This is a genomic window from Streptomyces sp. SAS_270 (assembly GCF_052543295.1).
On sequence record NZ_JBMNDS010000123.1, the window covers coordinates 1 to 19120 of the forward strand.

General features: G+C 70.6%; 14 protein-coding genes and 3 pseudogenes. 7 read left to right on the forward strand and 10 right to left on the reverse strand.

What is annotated here, in order from left to right; all coding sequences use genetic code 11:
- Window positions 1-93: 93 nt before the first annotated feature.
- Window positions 94-849 carry a hypothetical protein gene (locus ACN6LB_RS43200; protein WP_445030683.1) on the reverse strand — a complete coding sequence of 252 codons (756 nt, stop codon included), beginning with the start codon at window positions 847-849 and terminating at the stop codon, window positions 94-96.
- A 164-nt stretch (window positions 850-1013) separates the two neighbouring features.
- Here ACN6LB_RS43200 and ACN6LB_RS43205 point away from each other — a divergent pair, with 164 nt between their 5' ends.
- Entirely contained in the window at window positions 1014-1721 is a 708-nt protein-coding gene (locus ACN6LB_RS43205) for a response regulator transcription factor (protein ID WP_445030684.1), read from the forward strand.
- Window positions 1702-3090, forward strand: a complete 1389-nt coding sequence (locus ACN6LB_RS43210) for a HAMP domain-containing sensor histidine kinase (protein WP_445030685.1) — start codon at window positions 1702-1704, stop codon at window positions 3088-3090. The genes ACN6LB_RS43205 and ACN6LB_RS43210 overlap by 20 nt, the downstream gene beginning before the upstream one ends.
- 120 nt (window positions 3091-3210) lie before the next feature.
- Here ACN6LB_RS43210 and ACN6LB_RS43215 read toward each other — a convergent pair.
- Both ACN6LB_RS43215 and ACN6LB_RS43220 read right to left on the reverse strand, forming a co-directional pair.
- Window positions 3211-4044 (reverse strand): annotated as a pseudogene (locus ACN6LB_RS43215) (bile acid:sodium symporter family protein); the annotation flags it as partial.
- Between the two features lie 348 nt (window positions 4045-4392).
- On the reverse strand, window positions 4393-6153 hold the full coding sequence (locus ACN6LB_RS43220; protein WP_445030696.1) for a S8 family peptidase: 1761 nt from the start codon (window positions 6151-6153) through the stop codon (window positions 4393-4395).
- A 700-nt stretch (window positions 6154-6853) separates the two neighbouring features.
- On the opposite strand from ACN6LB_RS43220, the gene ACN6LB_RS43225 reads away from it, so the two are divergent.
- From ACN6LB_RS43225 to ACN6LB_RS43235, 3 genes and pseudogenes are all read left to right on the forward strand, one after another.
- Window positions 6854-7645 (forward strand): maleylpyruvate isomerase family mycothiol-dependent enzyme, encoded by a 792-nt coding sequence (locus tag ACN6LB_RS43225; RefSeq protein WP_445030686.1) that lies wholly within the window; start codon window positions 6854-6856, stop codon window positions 7643-7645.
- Between the two features lie 187 nt (window positions 7646-7832).
- On the forward strand, window positions 7833-8765 hold the full coding sequence (locus ACN6LB_RS43230; protein ID WP_445030687.1) for an SCO6745 family protein: 933 nt from the start codon (window positions 7833-7835) through the stop codon (window positions 8763-8765).
- Window positions 8766-8817: 52 nt separating this feature from the next.
- Window positions 8818-9098, forward strand: a pseudogene (locus ACN6LB_RS43235) (class I SAM-dependent methyltransferase); the annotation flags it as partial.
- Window positions 9099-9138: 40 nt separating this feature from the next.
- Here the strand turns inward: ACN6LB_RS43235 and ACN6LB_RS43240 are convergent.
- A pseudogene (locus ACN6LB_RS43240) lies at window positions 9139-9357 on the reverse strand (transposase); the annotation flags it as partial.
- Here ACN6LB_RS43240 and ACN6LB_RS43245 point away from each other — a divergent pair.
- Entirely contained in the window at window positions 9266-9604 is a 339-nt protein-coding gene (locus ACN6LB_RS43245) for a DUF6228 family protein (RefSeq protein ID WP_445030688.1), read from the forward strand. The pseudogene ACN6LB_RS43240 and the gene ACN6LB_RS43245 overlap by 92 nt on opposite strands.
- Before the next feature lie 350 nt (window positions 9605-9954).
- Here the strand turns inward: ACN6LB_RS43245 and exaC are convergent, their stop codons facing one another.
- The 6 genes from exaC to xylB form a co-directional block, all read right to left on the reverse strand.
- Window positions 9955-11478 (reverse strand): acetaldehyde dehydrogenase ExaC, encoded by a 1524-nt coding sequence (gene exaC, locus ACN6LB_RS43250; protein WP_445030689.1) that lies wholly within the window; start codon window positions 11476-11478, stop codon window positions 9955-9957.
- A 231-nt stretch (window positions 11479-11709) separates the two neighbouring features.
- The gene (locus ACN6LB_RS43255) at window positions 11710-13038 is read right to left on the reverse strand and encodes a GAF domain-containing protein (RefSeq protein WP_445030690.1); all 1329 of its coding nucleotides are present in this window, start codon (window positions 13036-13038) and stop codon (window positions 11710-11712) included.
- 142 nt (window positions 13039-13180) lie between these two features.
- Window positions 13181-13780, reverse strand: coding sequence for an N-acetylmuramoyl-L-alanine amidase (locus ACN6LB_RS43260; protein WP_445030691.1), 600 nt, complete (start codon window positions 13778-13780; stop codon window positions 13181-13183).
- 179 nt (window positions 13781-13959) lie between these two features.
- Window positions 13960-14973, reverse strand: coding sequence for an acetamidase/formamidase family protein (locus ACN6LB_RS43265; RefSeq protein ID WP_445030692.1), 1014 nt, complete (start codon window positions 14971-14973; stop codon window positions 13960-13962).
- A 313-nt stretch (window positions 14974-15286) separates the two neighbouring features.
- Entirely contained in the window at window positions 15287-16495 is a 1209-nt protein-coding gene (locus ACN6LB_RS43270) for an ROK family protein (protein WP_445030693.1), read from the reverse strand.
- Window positions 16496-16553: 58 nt separating this feature from the next.
- A complete protein-coding gene (gene xylB / locus ACN6LB_RS43275) occupies window positions 16554-17999 on the reverse strand; it encodes a xylulokinase (RefSeq protein ID WP_445030694.1) in 1446 nt (481 codons plus the stop codon).
- Between the two features lie 163 nt (window positions 18000-18162).
- Between xylB and xylA the strand changes: the two genes are divergently transcribed.
- A partial coding sequence (xylA, locus tag ACN6LB_RS43280) for a xylose isomerase (RefSeq protein ID WP_445030695.1) occupies window positions 18163-19120 on the forward strand: 958 nt, incomplete at its 3' end.

Genomic DNA, 19120 nt, shown 5'->3' on the forward strand with positions numbered 1-19120 from the left:
CCCCAAGTACGTCCAGTACGAGGGCCTTCGTCCGGCACGCCGAGGGCACGCACCGAACACCGCGGGCACCGCACAGGACTTTCAAAACACCCCCTAGCCCCTGACCGCGGTCAGCACGTTCTCCTCGAAGGGGCCGCCCTTGACGGTGACCTCCTTCACCGTGCCGATGCCCTTGACGTAGTACTTGTTGTCCACGACCCCGGGCTCCAGCGGCGTCCATTCCTTCGTGTGCAGGGCTCCGGTGAAGGTCTTGTACGGGACGGAGACCCGGGAGGTCAGGTCCAGGACCTGGAAGCGGTCCTCGGCCTGGCCGGGGTAGTACTCCTGCTGTCCGGATGCGCCGGGCGCGGGATGCGCGGGCAGGAAGATGCCCGGGCGGGCGCCGTCACGGCCGGCGCGCCAGGTGCCCTCGGTGGAGAGCATGTTGCCGTGGGCGTCGAGTTCGGCGGTGTCCTCGCCGAAGTACCAGACGTTTCCGGCGGCGTCCTGGGCGTAGTAGTCGCGGGTGGCCTCGTGCAGGGTGTGGCCGGTGTAGAGGCGGTCCTCGACGACGCGGCAGGGGATGCCGATGATCTTCTCGGTCTCGCGGGTGGCGGTGAGGTACTCCGTCGTCTTCTCCCCGTCCTTGATGCCGCTGTAGACCAGCGTCCGGCCGGGCGGGAGCGGGAACCACGGGTTGTCGACGGTCGCCGAGAAGCTGCGGGGAGCGGGGCTTGTCGTCGCCGGTGCCGCGGACTGGTGGCTCGAGCTTCCCGAATCCGAGGAACAGGCCGTCAGCACGACCGCCGCTGTGCAGCCAGCGACGACGGTGAGGACCTGTGCTCTGCGTGTCATGCCTCTGCTGATCATCGGGACTCCCTCGTCGAGCTGTGGCTTCGAGCCTGCTCGCCACTGGCTAAGGGGACCCTGAAACGGTCTCCGCCGGACCGGTCGTCCCCGCTCCGACCGACTCAGCGTCCCCTTAGCCACCTCCACTACGCTGGACAGGGACAGGGCCTGCGCGAGGAGGCGCCATGCGGATTCTCGTGGTCGAGGACGAAGCGCCCATGGCAGAGCTCCTGCGGCGCTGCTTGGTGGAGAACGGCTTCGCGGTCGACGTGGCCGCCACCGGCGAGGACGGCCTGTGGTGCGCCGGGGAGACCGACTACGACGTGATCGTCCTCGACGTGATGCTGCCGGGCACCGACGGCTTCGGCGTGCTGCGTGAGATCCGCGCGTCCGGCCGGTGGGCACCCGTCGTGCTCCTCACCGCGCGGGACGCCGTCGAGGACCGGGTGCGCGGCCTGGACCTGGGCGCAGACGACTACCTCGTCAAGCCCTTCGCGCTCGCCGAACTGTTGTCCCGGCTGCGCGCGCTGATGCGCCGGGGCGCCCGCGAACGGCCCGCCGTGCTCACGGTCGGCGACCTCACCCTCGATCCGGCGGCCCGCTCCGTGGCCCGCGACGGTACGCCGATCACCTTGACCGCCAAGGAGTTCGCGCTGCTGGAGTGCCTGATGCGACGGCCCGGCCAGGTGCTGTCCAAGGCCGAACTCATCGAACACGTCTGGGACTTCACCTTCGACGCGGACTCGAACGTCGTGGAGGTCTACGTGGGCTACCTCCGGCAGAAGATCGACCGTCCCTTCGGGCGGCAGTCACTGCGCACCACCCGGGGCGCCGGCTACTGGCTGAGAGACGACGGCAAGGACCACGCCGGCCATGCGCACCCCGTTGGCTAGGCTCCCCGTCCGGCTCCGCCTGACCCTCGCCTTCTGCCTGGCGATGGCGGTGGTGCTGACCGCCCTGGGCGCCTTCCTCTACACCCGGATGGGCACCGAGCTGACCCGCGCCGTCGACCTCGACCTGCGCGCACGGGCCGCGGCCACCGTCAGCTCACTGGCCCAGCGCGAGCGGGCCCCGCTCGACGCGGGCCGCGGGCTCATCGACCCCGACGAGTCGTTCGGCCAGATCCTCACGTCCCACGGCGACGTCGTCGAGACGACCCCGGCCGTCGCTGCCGCACCGACGCTGCCGCCGGGCACCACACAAACCGTTACCAAGCCGGTCTTCCTCAGCCGTCATGTCGTGGGCGTCGACGACCCCGCCCGGCTGCTCGCCCTGCCCGTTCGCCTGCCGGGGAAGGTTGCACAGCCTGCCGTCCTCGTCGTGGGCGCGCCGCTCGGCGACCGGGCGGAAGCACTGGACCGGCTGCTGCTCCTGCTGCTCATCGGCGGTCCACTCGCCCTGGCGGTGTCCTCGTGCGCAGGCTGGCTGCTCGCCGGGGCCGCCCTGCGGCCGGTCGAGCGTATCCGCCGGGAGGCTGCCGCGATCTCCGAGGCCGAGCCGGAACGGCGCCTGACCGTCCCGCCGACCGGGGACGAACTGGCCCGTCTCGCGCACACCCTCAACGCCATGCTCGCGCGCCTCCAGGAGGCGCTGGAACGCGAGCATCGCTTCGTCGACACCGCCGGACACGAACTGCGCACCCCGCTGGCCCTGCTGCGGGCCCAGCTCGAACTGGCCACGGCACGCCCGCGCGACCGCACCGAACTCGAAGCCGCCATACGCTCCGCCGCCGCCGAGACCGACCGGCTGGTCGGCCTCGCCGAGGATCTCCTCGTCCTCGCCCGCACCCGACAGGGCCGTCTCCCGCTGCGCCGCGAACCGGTGTCCCTGCCCCGACTGCTCACCGACGCGGCGGCGGCGTTCCGCGCCCGCGCGACCGCCGACGGCGCGACGATCACCGTGGAGACTCCCGACAGCCGCGAAGCGACCGCCGACCTCGATCCGGTACGGCTGCGCCAAGTCCTGCACAACCTCCTCGACAACGCCCTGCGCCACTCCGGCCCCTCCGGGCCCGGCCGTATCACCCTCGGCGCCGAACACGCGGACGGCGTGGTGCACTTGCGCGTGCACGACCAAGGCCAGGGCTTCCCGCCCGACATGCTCGCCGGGCCGCCGCCGAATCCGCGTCCCGACGCGCGGTCCGGTGGGCTCGGCCTCGCCATCGTCGGGACGATCGCCGCGGCCCACGGCGGCCGGGTGAGCCTCGCCAACCATCCGTCGGACGGGGCCCTCGTCACCGTAAGTCTGCCCACCGCGTCATAGCGGCCCGGCGGTGCCCAGCGCCGGACTGCCGCAGTCGGCTCGCGGACTGGACCAGCCGAGCCGGGTGAAGCGGTGTAGCACCCACAGGTGCAGGTGGGCCGGCCGCGCTGGTCTGACCGCTCACGCACGCGAGGCCGTGGCGACGACCCGGCTCGCGGCTGTCTTCTGCAGTAACCCGTAGGCGAGCACCGGCAGGAGCAGGTGCGGTTTGTCGGGCAGCGTGGTGGTGATCAGGACCGCGCTCGCGCTGCTGTTGTTCATGCCGCAGGCGAGCGTCAGCGAGGAAGAGGCGGGGGCGTCCAGGCGTAGCAGGCTCGCGGCGGTCCGGCCCAGTAGGAAGGACAGCAGGCAGACGAGTGTCGCCACGACCAGTGCCGCGCCGAACAACAGCGGGCGCGGGTGCGCGACGAAGGAGCCCAGAGCGCCACTGGCGTTCACGTAGGTCAGGACGAGTGAGCCGACCAGTGCCACGGGCACGATCATGCGCAGGGCCCGGCCGAGCCACGCCGTCGGGAGCGTGAGGCGGAACAGGATGCCGACCGCGCAGGGGAGGACGACGGTGACGAGGGCGAAGCCGCCGTGGGCCGTATGGCTGGTCGTGGCGAGTGTGTCCGCGTAGCCGTCGTCGAGGAGCGGCAGCAGGGTGGTGATGACCAGCGGGATGGTGAGCGGGCTGAGGAGTGTGGAGGCCAGCACGAGGCCCACCATGGTGGGTTGGTCACCGTCGCCCTTTCCGGTCCAGACGGTTGCTCCGGCGGCGACGGGCATCGCCACGATCAGGATCATCGCGGTGATCAGTCCGCTGCCGCCGTCGCTGTCGGGGGTGTGGTGCAGCGCGAACGCGACGACGGGGATGACCAGGAGCGGGATCACGAGGTGAAGGACCAGCCCGGCCAGCAGGGTGGTCGGCTTACGGAGCAGGTGGCCCAGTTCACGGACGGAGACCTGCAGTCCTCGGGGCTGCGGTCCTGCAGCTCCTCAGGGAGGCGCACGGTGAGCGGCCCACCTGCCCAGGCACCGTCCGCGGCTTTACTGAACGTCACAGCACTTCGCAGCACCGGCCGAACAGACCGCAGCCCGCCTTGTCCGCGGCCGCGGGCGGCGAGCTGTCGCCGGCGCTGTGCGTGCTGTACGTGGGCGTTTGCCGGCCCCTGCGCCAGATGTATTGACCCGCAGCGTTGTTCACGCGGTTGATCGGTGGCTGGCCGCCGAGTGGGGTGTGGCAGCGGTGGTGGTTGTAGCACGGGGGCCTTCGTCACGATCAAGACCGACCCGCGTTGACAACGCTCGTGATCAATACAGTTAGAAGGTCAGGTTCCAGGCGTCGATCTTGCCTGTGTCGGAGGCGGCGTTGTCGTTGACGCGCAGCTTCCAGGTGCCGTTCGCGACCTCCGAGGAGGCGTTCACGGTGTAGGTCTGGGCGATGTTGTCGGCGCTGCCGCCGGCGTGGTTGTGCAGCGTGTAGACGGTGCCGTCCGGCGCCACCAGGTCGACCTTCAGGTCACCGATGTAGGTGTGCTTGATGTCCACACCCACCTTGAGTGTGGCCGGGGCGTTGCCGGTCACTCCGGTGACGGCGATCGGGCTCTCCACGGTCGCGTTGTCGTTGATGGCGAAGTCCGCGAGGTTCTCGAAGTACGTGCCGGGCGGCGGGGTGGCCCCGACGGCCTTGAGGGCGTCGACCTGTCCCTCGCCGAAGAACGAGTTGTTGGCCGTCGTGCCCGTGCAGCGGCTGTCCGAGGGGCAGGCGATGTCGTTGGCCTGCTCGGCCAGCTTGGCGCGGAGCTGCGCCGGGGTGATGCCCGGGTTGGCGCTGGCGATGAGCGCCGCCACGCCGACCACGTGCGGGGTGGCCATCGAGGTGCCGCTCTTGCTGCCGTAGCCGCCGCCGGGGACGGTGGAGTACACGTTGCTGCCCGGCGCCGCGACGTCGATGACGCCCTGACCGTAGTTGGAGAACGAGGCCTTCGTGACGCCAGTGCCGTTGGCCGCGACCGTGACCACGCCCGGCAGCTCGGTCGGGATGTCGAGGCAGGCGTTGGTGATGGTGCGGGTGACCGGCGTCGAGTCGTTCGGGCTCGCGGAGTCGGTCGTCTTGTGGGCGAGGTCGTAGTTCTCGTTGCCCGCGGCGGCGATCTGGAGGGAACCCTTGCCCTCGGCGTACTCCTGGGCGCGCTTGACGCCCTCGATGATGGCGGCCTGGTCGATGTTGTCCGGGCAGTTGAACTGCCACGGGTCCGTGTAATAGCTGTTGTTGGTGACCTTGAAGCCGTGGTCACCGGCCCAGACGAAGCCGCAGATGGTGTTCTCGGCGAAGAAGAAGGCGTTGCCCGGCTCGGCGACCCGGACCGCGGCGATCTTCACCCCGGGTGCCACGCCGACGACGCCCTTGCCGTTCTTGGCCGCGGCGACGGTGCCCGCTACGTGGGTGCCGTGCGTGTCGACGTCCCGCCACGCGCCGGCACGGGTGTCGGGCTTGCCGTAGGCGCAGGAGACCGAGTCGGCCGCGTCGAAGTTGGGCGCCAGGTCCTGGTGCTGGTCGTCCACACCGGTGTCCAGGATGCCGACCTTGACCGAGGCGGAGCCCGGGTTCACGGCCCAGGCCTGGTCGGCCTTGATCTGGCTCATGTCGGCCCGGACCGGTTCTCCGGCCGGGGTCGAGGCCTGGGCCGGATTGGCAGGGAGCGCCGGGTTGTAGGCGTCGGCCGGGACGTCCGAGGTACGCGTGGCGCCGACCTGCTGCACGCCGGCGACGCCGCGCATGGTGGCGGCGAATCCGCTGGACGCCGAGTGGGCCACGATCACGCCGATGGCGTCGAAGTTCGAGAAGACGGTGCCGCCGTTGGCCTCGATCGCGGAGCGGACCGCCGAACTGTCACCTGGGGCGGTGATCACGAGGTAGGCACGCGTGCCGGCCACCCAGGTCGCACTCTGGGCAGCCGGCACGGCGGCCGGAGCGTTGGCCTTGGCGGCCGGAGCGATGGAGGGGGCGACGGGGAGCGTGCCCGCGAGGGCGCCGGGGGCGCCGAACGCGAGGGTGGCGCCGAGCGTGGCCGCCAGCACCAGCGTGCGTCTGGACCGGCTGGATATGTGGGGTATCAATGCGTCCTCCGGAGACGGCCCGGCCGTGCTGAGGGCATCGGCCGGGCCGTACGAAACGAGTGGTGGATGCAAGATGTCAGGTGCATGCTCCTGTACGGAAGTACCTTTCCGTGCAGGGACGTTATAGAGGCGTGGCTGAAAAGAGACGTACTCCGGGCATCGAGGGTCGGGATCCACCGAGAGCTCGGCGACGTCGACCGCGCCCTGGCGTACGCCGCCGGCCTTGTGCCAGCCGTGCTGCCCGCACCAGAGCGCCGGACCCGCGCGGCGACCGACACCGCCCGCGCCCTGCCGGCCGTCGGCGACGTGCCGGCCACGTCCGTCCAGCTGCGTCGCCCGGTGGGTCAAGCGTCTGGCCGGAGGCGTCGCCGTCGCCCCTGACCGTTCCGAGGTTCAGCCTCCCGCCCGTCATGCCGGCCGGCCCCTTCACCACGATGCCGCTCGTGCCCGTGAAGTACGCGGCGCGAGCGAAGTGGGCCAGACGGACGGCGAGGGATCCCCGTGTGAGTGGGGCGCGCGTGCGGGTGCGACCATCGAGAGGGTCGTGAAGCCATAGGTGCCGGCACCCGCCGCTGAGCGCCTGCAGGGCGACAGGTTCTGCCGCCTGCCGGCGGCCGACCCGGGGTCACCCCAAGCCGTCACCCAGAGAAAGGCTCCCACGATGAACTCGTTGGACCGCCCCGCACACGGACCCGCGCTGGTCGACCACCGCGCCGCGATCGCGGTGGAGACCGCCCGACTCGTCGCCGCCCTCCAGGATGCCGACCTGACGACCGCCGTGCCGAGCTGTCCCGGTTGGACACTGGCAGACCTGGTCAAGCACACCGGTGGCGTCCAGCGTTGGTTCTCGAGTCTTCTGCACGCGCGCATCCAGGAGCCCCCGCGCACGCGGGAGGTGGATCTGCGGCTCCCGGAGCGGCGGGAAGAGTACCCGGATTGGCTGACCGACAGTGCGACCGTGGCAGCGCAAGCCTTCGCGGCCACCGACCCGGACCTGCCCATGTGGGCATGGGGCGTCGATCAGCACGCCCGCTTCTGGGCACGCCGGATGCTCTTCGAGACCCTGTTGCACCGGGTCGACGCCGAACTGGCCCTGGGCCGCCGGCCCACGATCGACCGCCGGTCGGCCGTGGACGGGGTCGACGAGTTCCTCGTCAATCTGCCCTTCGCCACCTCCTTCGCGCCCCACGTCGCCAACCTGCGCGGTCCCGACAAGGCCATCCGCTTCCGCGCGACCGACGGTGAGGAAAACTGGCTTGTCCGCCTGCGGCCCGACGGTTTCGGGCTCGACACGAACCCTGGTGCTGCCGAAACCGCCGACTCGACAGTTCATGGAACCGCCGCTGATCTGTTGCTGCTCGTCTACGGCCGACTCCACCACGACGCGGCGAGCTTCGCACGTGACGGAGACGACGACCTGCTGAGTCACTGGTTCGCCAACTCCGCTTTCTAGGGCGGGTTTACATCGTCCTGGTCTTCGTGGACCGGCGGCGGAGAACTGGCAGCAGGGCAGTAGTCGCCGGAGCCGCACTCCGATAGCGTACCGACCAGGCGGTACGTATCGCGGGGTGTCTGTCCCGCCGCCTTCATGTGCTCGATGAACACCAACGTTTCATCCGCAACAGGACGGAGAGCCGCCCATGACGCAGGCGCAGAACCTGACCCGCGACAGCCTCGCCTACGCGCGCGAGACCTGGAGAACCCTCGAGCCCTACCACGGGGCCGTCTACTTCTCGCTCGAAGCGGCAGGCCGGTACGGCGAGTTGGGCGTGGACGCCAGGACGGGGTACTTCGCGTCCCGTTCGGCCGCGCTCGGCGCGGCTTCGGCGGAGGTGGTCATCGCCACGTTCTACAACTTCAATCCACAACTGGTGCGCCGGGCCATACCCGCGGCATGGGAGGCCGCTACGCCGCAGCAGTTCACCGCTGCCCGGCTCGCTGGGATCGATGCCACGCTCCGCCGCATCCTCGGCGCGGAGGTCTTCTCACCGGCGATGGCCCGCGCGGCGGAACTGGCCCGTACCGCAGCGGAAGTGACTGTGCACCACCCGCAAGGCCGCCCACTTTTCGCCGCGCACGCCGCACTGTCGTGGCCGAGCGAGCCCCACCTCGTGCTCTGGCACGCGCAGACTCTGCTGAGGGAGTTCCGTGGCGACGGTCATGTGGGGGCACTGCTGACCGCCGGACTGAGCGGAATCGAAGCTCTGGTCACGCATGCCGCCGCAGGCGACGTCGGTGCAGGGGTCCTGCGCGACTCGAGGGCATGGCCGCCGCAGCAGTGGGGCGAGGCCGTGCAGAGCCTACGTGAGCGCGGATGGCTCGACGACGGACCGGACCTGGCGCTGACCGAGGAAGGGGCGCGGCGCAGGGCGGAGATCGAGCACACCACCGACAGGCTGGCCGCCCTCCCGTACCTCACGCTCGGTCCCACGGCCTGCGCCGAACTTCGCTCATTGGCCAGGCCGTTCAGCCTTGCTCTGGCGAAGGAACTCTTGCCGTGGGCGGTCGGCCGCCTGAACGAAGAGAGCGCAGGAGAGAGGGCGCCGAGGCCGGGAACGCCCGATGGTGGCTGAACCCCTGCGGAATTCGAGAAAATCAAGAAACAGCTCCGAGAAAGCTCCGAGAATGCAGGCGCGGCAATCTGGGGCCGTGCTCGAGGCATCGGTGGCGCATTTCTACGACGAGCTGGCTGACGACTACCCCCTGATGTATGCGGACCGGGACGCGAGTGTCCATCGGCAGGGTGACACGCTTGACGCCCTGATCGGCCAAGATCGCGCGACGGTCCTCGACTGCTTCTGCGGCATCGGCACGCAGGCCATCGGCCTGGCGCTGCGCGGGCACCGGTCACGGGAACCGACCTCAGTCGCGTCGCCGCCGCCCGCGCTGCCCGTGAGGCCGCCCAATCGCCGTATACGTTCAGCGAGCCTGCAGCGTGGCTTCCTGCATGGCGAGTTCGACGGTGCCCGCCCGGGTGTCCCACTCGCCCGGGCGATATCCGTTGCGGTGGTGGACTCGCTCGTCGCTGACCTGGCCGTATTCGGCGTTGCAGAGGGCATCGGCCTCCGCGGACATGAGCGCGTCGGCGAACGTCTTGACCATCGCGCGCAGCAGATCCGGACTCGCCGCGGCGAGGTTGTCCTCGGCGAGGGCGTGCAGGGGCACACTGGATCAGCTCAAACCCATACACCACTTCCCTGGACGCAACCCGAGCTGTCGGAAGAGTTCCGTGGGTGGAGCGGTGCCCGGGGCCTGGCGATCGCTGGAACGGGACCTGACGCTGTCCGCTGAGCACACGGGACCGTGCGTGCAGTTGACTTGGGGACTGCGCGACCGCCTCCCGGACGACTGGTGGAATTTCGAGGCGACGACGAATCACGATCCTGGGGAGGACATGCGCAACTCGCCATAGAGGTGCGCAGCTTCCTGGGCTCCGAGCCGCTGAAGTGAGCGAGGGCGTCCGGTTGACTGCCCTTGACGGGTCAGCACAGCACCCGGATCTGACGGTGGGTGATCAGGCGGCAGGCGAGCTTGAGGAACACTCCGTGAACCGGATTGGCATCGTCTTCGCGAGACTCACTGTCGCGCTGGAGACACCCCTCGGAAGGTGCCACAGGGGTGCCGTTTGGCCCGTGGCTGGTCCGGGACCGCGTCGGTCGGAGCTCGAACCGTGACACAAAGTAACTTGTTAGTCGCGTAGGGCGGCCTACGTATTGGGTTGCCTGGAGCGCAACGACGCCTCCAGGCAACCGACTTCAGACTCTAGAAGAACCCAAGTTTCTTCGGGCTGTATGAAACAAGAAGGTTCTTCGTCTGCTGGTAGTGGTCCAGCATCATCTTGTGGTTCTCGCGGCCGATTCCCGAGCCCTTGTAGCCGCCGAACGCCGCGTGGGCCGGGTAGGCGTGGTAGCAGTTCGTCCAGACGCGACCCGCCTGGATGGAACGGCCCGCGCGGTAGGCGGTGTTGATGTCGCGGGTCCATACGCCGGCACCGAGGCCGTACAGCGTGTCGTTGGCGATTTTGACGGCGTCGTCGAAGTCGTTGAACGACGTCACGGAGACGACCGGGCCGAAGATCTCCTCCTGGAAGATCCGCATGCGGTTGTCGCCCTCGAAGATCGTCGGCTGGACGTAGTAGCCGCCCTTCAACTCGCCGTCGTGCTCGATGCGTTCGCCACCGGTGAGGATCTTCGCGCCCTCCTGCCGGCCGATGTCGAGGTAGGAGAGGATCTTCTCCAGTTGGTCGTTGGAGGCCTGGGCGCCGATCATCGTGTCCGTGTCGAGGGGGTGACCGGTCCTGATCTGCTCGGTTCGGGCGACAGCCGCCTCCATGAACTCGGCGTAGTGGCCGCGCTGGACGAGCGCCCGTGAGGGACAGGTGCACACCTCGCCCTGGTTGAGCGCGAACATCGTGAAGCCTTCGAGCGCCTTGTCGCGGAAGTCGTCGTCCGCCGACCAGACGTCCTCGAAGAAGATGTTCGGGGACTTCCCGCCGAGTTCGAGCGTGACGGGGGTGATGTTCTCCGAGGCGTACTGCATGATCAGCCGCCCTGTCGTGGTCTCACCCGTGAAGGCGACCTTCGCCACCCGCGGGCTGGACGCCAGCGGCTTGCCCGCCTCCACGCCGAACCCGTTCACGATGTTCACCACCCCCGGCGGCAGCAGGTCCGCCACCAGGCTCATCCAGTAGTGGATGGACGCCGGGGTCTGCTCGGCGGGCTTGAGCACGACCGCGTTGCCCGCCGCCAGTGCCGGGGCGAGCTTCCAGGTGGCCATCAGGATGGGGAAGTTCCACGGAATGATCTGCGCGACGACGCCGAGCGGCTCGTGGAAGTGGTAGGCGACGGTGTCCTCGTCGACCTCACCGAGCGAGCCCTCCTGGGCGCGGACCGCCCCCGCGAAGTACCGGAAGTGGTCGATGGCAAGCGGGATGTCGGCGGCCAGCGTCTCGCGTACCGGCTTGCCGTTCTCCCAGCTCTCGGCGACCGCCAGCTTCTCCAGGTTCGCCTCCATCCGGTCGGCGATCTTCAGGAGCACGTCGGCGCGTGCGGTGACGGAGGTGCGGCCCCAGGCGGGTGCGGCCGCGTGGGCCGCGTCCAGCGCGCGCTCCACGTCCTCGGCGGTGCCCCGCGCGATCTCCGTGAACGGCTGCCCGTTCACCGGGCTGGGGTTCTCGAAGTACTGTCCCCGCGCCGGGGGCACGTACTCGCCGCCGATGAAGTGGTCGTAACGCGCCTGGTAGGAGACGATCGCGCCGTCGGTGCCGGGCGCTGTGTAACGAGTCATGCTGGTGTGCCTCCCGGAGAAGCGCTGCCCGCCGTTGGACAGCTCTCCGCGAGGCTAGGAACGTGGACGTTGCAACCACGTTGCGCTGCTGCCCCCACCGCGCCGACGGGTGGGTTCGCCTGCGGCGGACGGGTCGGCGGGTTCCGCGGGCTCGTCCTGGCGTTTCGCGCCACCTCCCGTGTGACAGACGGCAGTTGCGTGTTGCGTGTGTGCTTCCGAGGGAGGCGTCCGTCAGCGCGGAGCCGGAGGCGTGCGCCTGTGCGGGACCGCGACGCGGGGCCGGGCACCGGGCGCGGAGCGTGTCCAGGTCGCGGTCGCGGTCTGTTCCGACTCCAGTTCGTCCAGACGTGCGCGCACGGCCGGTGCCGGACGCACCGCGGCCAGCGCCCGCCAGATGTCGAGGTCGTCCTCCCCCCAGGGCGCACGCGCCCAGTCCGCCAGCAGATCGGGGTCGCTGCGGGCGATGAGCGCAGTACGGAGCCCGTCGGCCAGCCTGCGCCGCAGTCTCACCACGGCCGGTGCCCCCGAACCGGGCAGCAACGGGCCGGAGTACGCCGACGCGGCCGCCGTGACCGCGCCCGTGGCGAGCCGACGCTCCACGTTCGCCACATCGGACTCGACCGCCGCCGTGAGCCGGTAGGGCCGCGACACCAGCAGGCCGGGACTCAGCAGCCGGCGCAGCCTGGCCAGTTCGGCACGCAGGGTCACCGGCGTCACCGACTCGTCCTCGTACAGCGCGCACAGCAGCTCGTCGCCGGTCATTCCCTCCGGGTGCCGGGCCAGCAGCACCAGGATCTCGCTGTGCCGGCGGCTGAGTCTGATCCTGCGCCCCTCGGCGAGCAGTTGGGCCTCGTCGCGACCCAGCGCCGTCAGCTCGATCGTGCCGGGGCTCGCTTCGGGCGGTGCGAGCAACGCCAACTGCGACTCGGCCGCCCGCGCCACCGCCTGGACGAAACCGAGACTGTGCGGATGCGCGAGCCCGTCCCCTCCGGTGATGTCCACCGCGCCGAGTACGCGCCCGGTGCGCGGATCGTGCACCGGCGCCGCCGCGCACGTCCACGGCTGCACGCACCGTATGAAGTGCTCCGCCGCGAACACCTGCACCGGCCGGTCCACGGTGACGGCCGTACCCGGCGCGTTCGTGCCGACCGAGGTCTCCGACCAGCGCGCGCCCGGCACGAAGTTCATCCGGTCCGCCCGCCGCCGTGTCGTCGGGTGCCCCTCGACCCACAGCAGCCTGCCCTGAGCGTCGCACACTGCCAGCAGATGCTCGCCGTCCGCCGCGAACGTGCCCATGAGCTCACGGAACAGCGGCATCACCCGCGCCAGCGGATGCTCCGCCCGGTAGGAGCCCAGGTCACCATCGGTGAGCTCGACGCTCGCGGTGCCGTCGGGCCCGACCCCGGCCCGCGCCGAACGCCGCCACGAGTCGGCCACCACGGACCGCACCGGTCGCGGTACTGTGCCCGCCTCGGTGAACGTCTCGTGGGCGCGGCGCAGTGCCCGCACCCGCTCGACGGGGTCGGCGCCCGGTTCCAGGGCCACCCAAGGATCGGTCAACTCGTCCTCCCGGAGGGCGTTACGGCTGGAGCCATCGTCACTCCCGGTGCGGGCGCGGACAAGCCTGGTGACCGCGGTGCCCACTTGTCACCCGCACCACCTGGTGCCTTCCCTGCACTCCGGCACCCCGGCGGACGGCTGGTCAGACGAAGTTGACGAGCCTTATGTAGCGGGTCCAGTCCCAGTTCGGGCCCGGGTCGGTGTGGTCGGTGCCCGGGACCTCGTAGTGCCCGAGGATGTGCGCGCGGTCCCTGGGGACGCCGTACCGCGTGCAGATCGCGGCCGTGAGTTTGGCCGACTCCTCGTAGAGCGCGTTGGTGAAGTAGGCGGGCTGGTCCACCCAGCCCTCGTGCTCGATGCCGACACTGCGGGTGTTGTAGTCCCAGTTCCCCGCGTGCCAGGCGACGTCGTGCTCACGGACGCACTGGGCGACATGTCCGTCGGCCGAGCGCACCACGTAGTGCGCGGACACCTTCTTCTGAGGGTTCTGGAAGATGGACAGGGTGGTCGGATAGGTCGCCTGTGTGACATGGATGATCACGTAGTCGACGGGGTAGCTCGACGGCCGGTTCGATGCCGTGCGGTTGGACGCGCTCGCCGGCGCCCATTCGGCCGGTGGATAGTCGACGACCGCGGCCTGTGCCGTGGCCCGGGTGTCGGGAAGTAACGCATAGGGGATGGCGGCGAGGGCGGCGCCCTTCAACAGCCGCCGTCGGCTGGGGAACGATCTGGCGCGCTCCATGGAGCATCTGCCCTTCGGTGGTGGGGGGTTGAGGCGTGCCGAGTCGGTGTCTCCTGCTAGGCGCCCGGGTCCGGCAGCCGCCGCGCCCAGCCGGTGCCGGTGCCGGAACACCGTATCCATCTCAGAGGCCGGTATCGGGTAGCCGTGGCCGGGTGTGCCGCGGCGTCGGATCGGGCGGCTCAGCGGCGGAGCGCCGCGGCCGTTTCGCGCAGCTGGGCGTGCAGCCCGCGATGGGTCTCGCGCGCGGGCAGCCACTCCTTGCGGAGCTTGGCCACGCACGTGTAGTTGGTGTCGCAGACGTTGGCGAGCGGCGACTCGACCGCCTGGGTCGCGAACTGGTAAGCGTCCAGCTCGCTGAATCCGTAGTCACGCACCAGCCACTGCACCAGGTCCAGTTGGGATATCCGGAAGGCATCCTCGAGAGGCCGCGCCGAGCCGGTCGAGATGATGTGCGTGTCGGACTCGATACGCGGCCACGGCGTGGCGATCCCCTTGAGTAGCTCGACGACCACCACCGTGTTCATCGCGCACTCGACGGCGACCCCGCAGGTCTCGCCCTCGCCCTGCCGTGCATGCCCGTCGCCCAGGCTCAACAGAGCCCCCTCGACGTTGACTCCGAGATAGCAGGTGACGCCGGCCCGCATCTCCGGGGTGTCCATGTTCCCGCCGTGCGCGTCCGGTACCAGCGCCGAGCGCACCTCCAGATTCGCGGGCGCCACGCCCACGGTTCCGTGCATCGGATCCATGGGCAGCTCGATGCGGATGTCACTGTCATGCGCGCTGAACAGGGCGGTGCGCCGCGTTCGGTCGAGGTGCCAGATCCACACCGTCTCCGGCAGTGGTGGCTGGAGCGTGGCCGTGGTGTGCGTGGAGGTGAGCGCGCCGAACAGGGGGACCGTCGTCGACGCCGCCCAGTCGCGGGCCGGTTCGATCGACACGAAGTGGACCGCCACGGTGTCACCCGGCTCCGCGCCCTCCACATGGAAGGGTCCCGTCTGCGGGTTGAGGAACGGAAACTCGCACACCTCGGACACGAGGTCCTTCTCCGACCTCACACGTCCGGCGAAGCAGTCCTCCGTGTACAGGTCGAGGACGGTGCCCGGCGCGATGCGGGCCACGGGCGGCGCACCGCCGAACGTCCACGCGTATTCGCCCGGTTCGGGCCGCACGGTCAGGATCCGGGGGTCGCTCATGGCTGTACGGCTCCGCTCTGCCGAGGGTCGGGGGACGAGGTCTCGTCACGATGAACACGGGCGGTCGGTGGATCGGCCGGATGGCTGCGCCTCGCGTGAATCACGGTACGGCGCTTGCCGGTTGAGCAGGAAGGGTGCGGTGTCCGACGGTGGAGAACTCCGGAACTGTGGACAACTACGTCACCCGGTCGAGTGAATGACCGCCCGGCGCACGGGAGTCCGGACACCCCGGGATGAAGGTGGAAGGGCGTGAGCCCCGCGCAAAGTGGAGGCGAGAGGATGCGGGTGCCGCGCACTCCGGAGGCGAGAACCGCTAGACGCGGCCCGCCACCGACGCCGGATCGTCCAGCACCGCTCGCACCACCGAGTGCGCCGCGCCCAGCAGCGGGCCCTCCGGCCCCAGCCGTGAGACGGACACGGCACAGGCGGGACCGGCCGTGCGCCGTGCCAACTCGCTTTCCAGGGAGGGCAGCAGCCACGGCGCGAGGCCCGACAGCTCGCCGCCCAGGACGACCGTCTCGGGATCCAGGAGGTTGACCGCCCCGGTGAGGGCGATGCCGAGCGCGGTTCCGGCGTCGTGCAGGGCGCGTCGTACGGCGGTGTCGCCGTGGGCGGCTCGTTCGGCCAGCAGGCCGACACGATCCGTGCGCGGCTTCAGTCCGGCCGCGCGCAGGACTGCTTCCTCGCCCGCGTACTGCTCCAGGCATCCCCGTCCGCCGCAGGCGCACTCCGGTCCTTCCGGGCGGACCGGGACATGCCCGAGCTCGCCCGCGAAACCACGTGTTCCGCGCAGCAGCCGTCCGTCGACGACCACCGCAGCGCCGATGCCGATCTCCGCCGACACATGGAGGAAGTCGCGTGGCATCGCGTCGCCGAGCCAGAATTCCGCGAGGCCGCCGAAGTTGGCCTCGTTGTCCACGGTGAGCGGCAGGTCGTGCGGCAGCAGTGCGCCGAGGTCGGTGTCGTGCCAGTCGAGGTTGGGGGCGCGGACCACGGTCCGGGCGTCGCGTGCCACCAGGCCCGGCACGGCGACCGCGAGGCCCGCGGGCCACAGTCCCTCCTGGTCCGCTTCGGCGATGACCTGACGTATGAGACCGGTCAGTTCCTCGATCACCGGCTCGGGCGGCCGGCCGCGGTTCGTGCCGTGGCGTACGGCACGCGCCCGCACCTGACCTCGCAGATCGACCGCGCACGCGGCGAGATGGTCGACGCCGACCTCCGCGCCGATCCCGGCGGGGCCGTGCCCGCTGACGGCGAGCGCCGAGCCGGGGCGGCCCACCCGGCCGGGGCGCTCGGGGCCCAGCTCCTCAAGAAGCCCCGAGCGGATCAACTCGTCGACCAGGGTCGAGACGGCGGCCCGGGTCAGGCCGATGCGCGAGGCCACGGCGGCCCGCGACAGCGACCCCTCGGCGCTGACGGTGTGCATGACCCGGGACAGGTTGCGGCGCCGCATGCCCTGCTGGGTGTCGGGCAGCCGGCGGCCGGAACCGGTCGGGCGGTCCTCGTGCAGCGGTGCGGTCATGCCTCCGTCAATCCTCGTCCGGCCGGGCCCCTCGGGGCTGTCGTGCCCATTGTCTTCGTCAGCGCTGGTCGGGCTCGCGCTCCAGCAGCGGGGCTGCGTCGGAGAGTACCCCGGCGATCCGGGCCAGCGTCGCCTCGTCCCGCTCCACCGCGTCCAGTACGGGCCCTCGCGCGGTGTCCCAGCGCCGGGCGACCGCGGCCGGATCCTCGCCGGTCAGCACCCCGGCTGCCTGGGCGGCGGCCCCCAGCGCGACCAGCTCCTTCGCCTCGGGCACCTGGACCGGGCGCCCCGACAGACGACGTACGGTCTCCTGCCAGGCCGTGCCGCGCGCACCCCCGCCGATGAGCAGCAGCGGTGCGGAGCGGTCGGCGTCCGCATCGAGCACCAGATCGAGGGCGCCCAGCAGGGAGTGGACCGCGCCGTCGTACGCCGCCTGGAGCAGCTGCCCGCCGGTGGTGTCGTGGCGCAGTCCGGACAGCAGTCCCGAGGCGTGCGGAAGATTCGGGGTGCGCTCTCCGTCCAGGTACGGGAGGAGTGTCACGTCCTGGCCCGGCTCGACGGCCTCGCGGTCCAGGCCGAGCAGAGCCGCGACTCGGTCGACGGCGAGCGTGCAGTTGAGCGTGCAGGCCAGTGGAAGCCAGTCGCCGCGGGCGTCGGCGAAGCCCGCCACGGTGCCGGTCGGGTCGGCGGGACGCCGCGTCGAGACCGCGTACACCGTGCCGGAGGTGCCGAGGCTGAGCACCGGGGTGCCGGGGCGCAGGCCGAGGCCGAGCGCGGCGGCGGCGTTGTCGCCGGTGCCGGGCGCGACCAGGGTGCCCTTGGAGAAGGGCAGGTCATGCCTGTCGCGTACGGTTCCGGCCACCTCGCCGGGACGGACGACGCGGGGGAGCAGCGCCGGGTCGAGTCCGACGTGGGCGAGGACCTCCTCGTCGTACGCCTCGGTCCCCGAAGCCCACCAGCCCGTGCCGGAGGCGTCACCGCGGTCGGTCGTGCCCTGGCCCGTCAGGCGTTCGGTGAGGTAGTCGTGGGGCAGCCGCACGGCCGCGGTCGCCCGGATGGCCTCGGGCTCGTGCTCGGCCAGCCAGGCCCACTTCGTGACCGTGAAGGACGGGCCCGGCACGCTGCCGGTGCGTTCGGCCCACGCCTTCGGGCCGCCCAGTTCCTCGACCAGTCGACGTGCCTGCGGCGCGGACCGCACGTCGTTCCACAGCAGCGCCGGACGGACGGGGCTGCCCTGGGCGTCGAGGGTGACGAGCCCGTGCTGCTGCCCACCGATCGACACCGCGGCGGCCTCACGCGCCGCGTCACCGCACTGGTGCAGCGCCTCGCACAGGGCGTCCCACCACTGTCGCGGATCGCTCTCGCGGCCTGCTCCGGTGGAGACCGTGTGCGGGGCCTGCCCGCTCGCAACCACCCGTCCGGTCGATGCGTCGACGACCAGGGCCTTGGTGGACTGGGTGGATGTGTCCACCCCGACGACGAGCGGACCCTCGGCTGCTGACATCGGGCTCTCCCTCTTCCGCGGCTTCGCGGGATCTGTGCTGGTGTGGGGCTTTTCGGACCGGCGTGGCCCGGCTCTCGCACTTCGTCTCTTCCCAGAGATGCCTTCGCATACTAATTTGTTAACCGCCATGACGAAATAGTCGGAGCTAGCAAGGAGCCGCGGCATGAACTACCAGCCCACCCCCGAGGACAGGTTCACCTTCGGCCTGTGGACCGTCGGCTGGCAGGGAAGGGACCCGTTCGGCGACGCCACCCGGCGTGCCCTCGACCCCGTCGAGACGGTGCAGCGTCTGGGCGAGCTCGGTGCCTACGGAGTCACCTTCCATGACGACGACCTGATCCCCTTCGGGTCCTCGGACACCGAGCGCGAGGCCCACATCAAGCGCTTCCGCCAGGCCCTCGACACGGCCGGGATGACCGTGCCGATGGCCACCACGAACCTCTTCACGCACCCCGTCTTCAAGGACGGCGCCTTCACCGCCAACGACCGCGACGTGCGCCGCTACGCGCTGCGCAAGACGATCCGCAACATCGACCTGGCGGTCGAGCTGGGCGCGCAGACCTACGTCGCGTGGGGCGGCCGGGAAGGCGCCGAGTCCGGCGCCGCCAAGGACGTACGCGTCGCCCTGGACCGCATGAAGGAGGCCTTCGACCTCCTCGGCGAGTACGTGATCTCCCAGGGCTACGACCTCAAGTTCGCGATCGAGCCCAAGCCGAACGAGCCCCGCGGCGACATCCTGCTGCCCACGGTCGGTCACGCCCTGGCCTTCATCGAGCGCCTGGAGCGCCCGGAGATGTACGGCGTCAACCCCGAGGTCGGCCACGAGCAGATGGCCGGGCTGAACTTCCCGCACGGCATCGCCCAGGCCCTGTGGGCGGGCAAGCTCTTCCACATCGACCTCAACGGCCAGTCCGGCATCAAGTACGACCAGGACCTGCGCTTCGGCGCGGGGGACCTGCGATCCGCCTTCTGGCTTGTCGACCTCCTGGAGAGCGCCGGTTACGCCGGGCCGAAGCACTTCGACTTCAAGCCGCCGCGCACCGAGGACTTCGACGGGGTGTGGGCGTCGGCAGAGGGATGCATGCGCAACTACCTGATCCTGCGCGAGCGTGCGGCCGCCT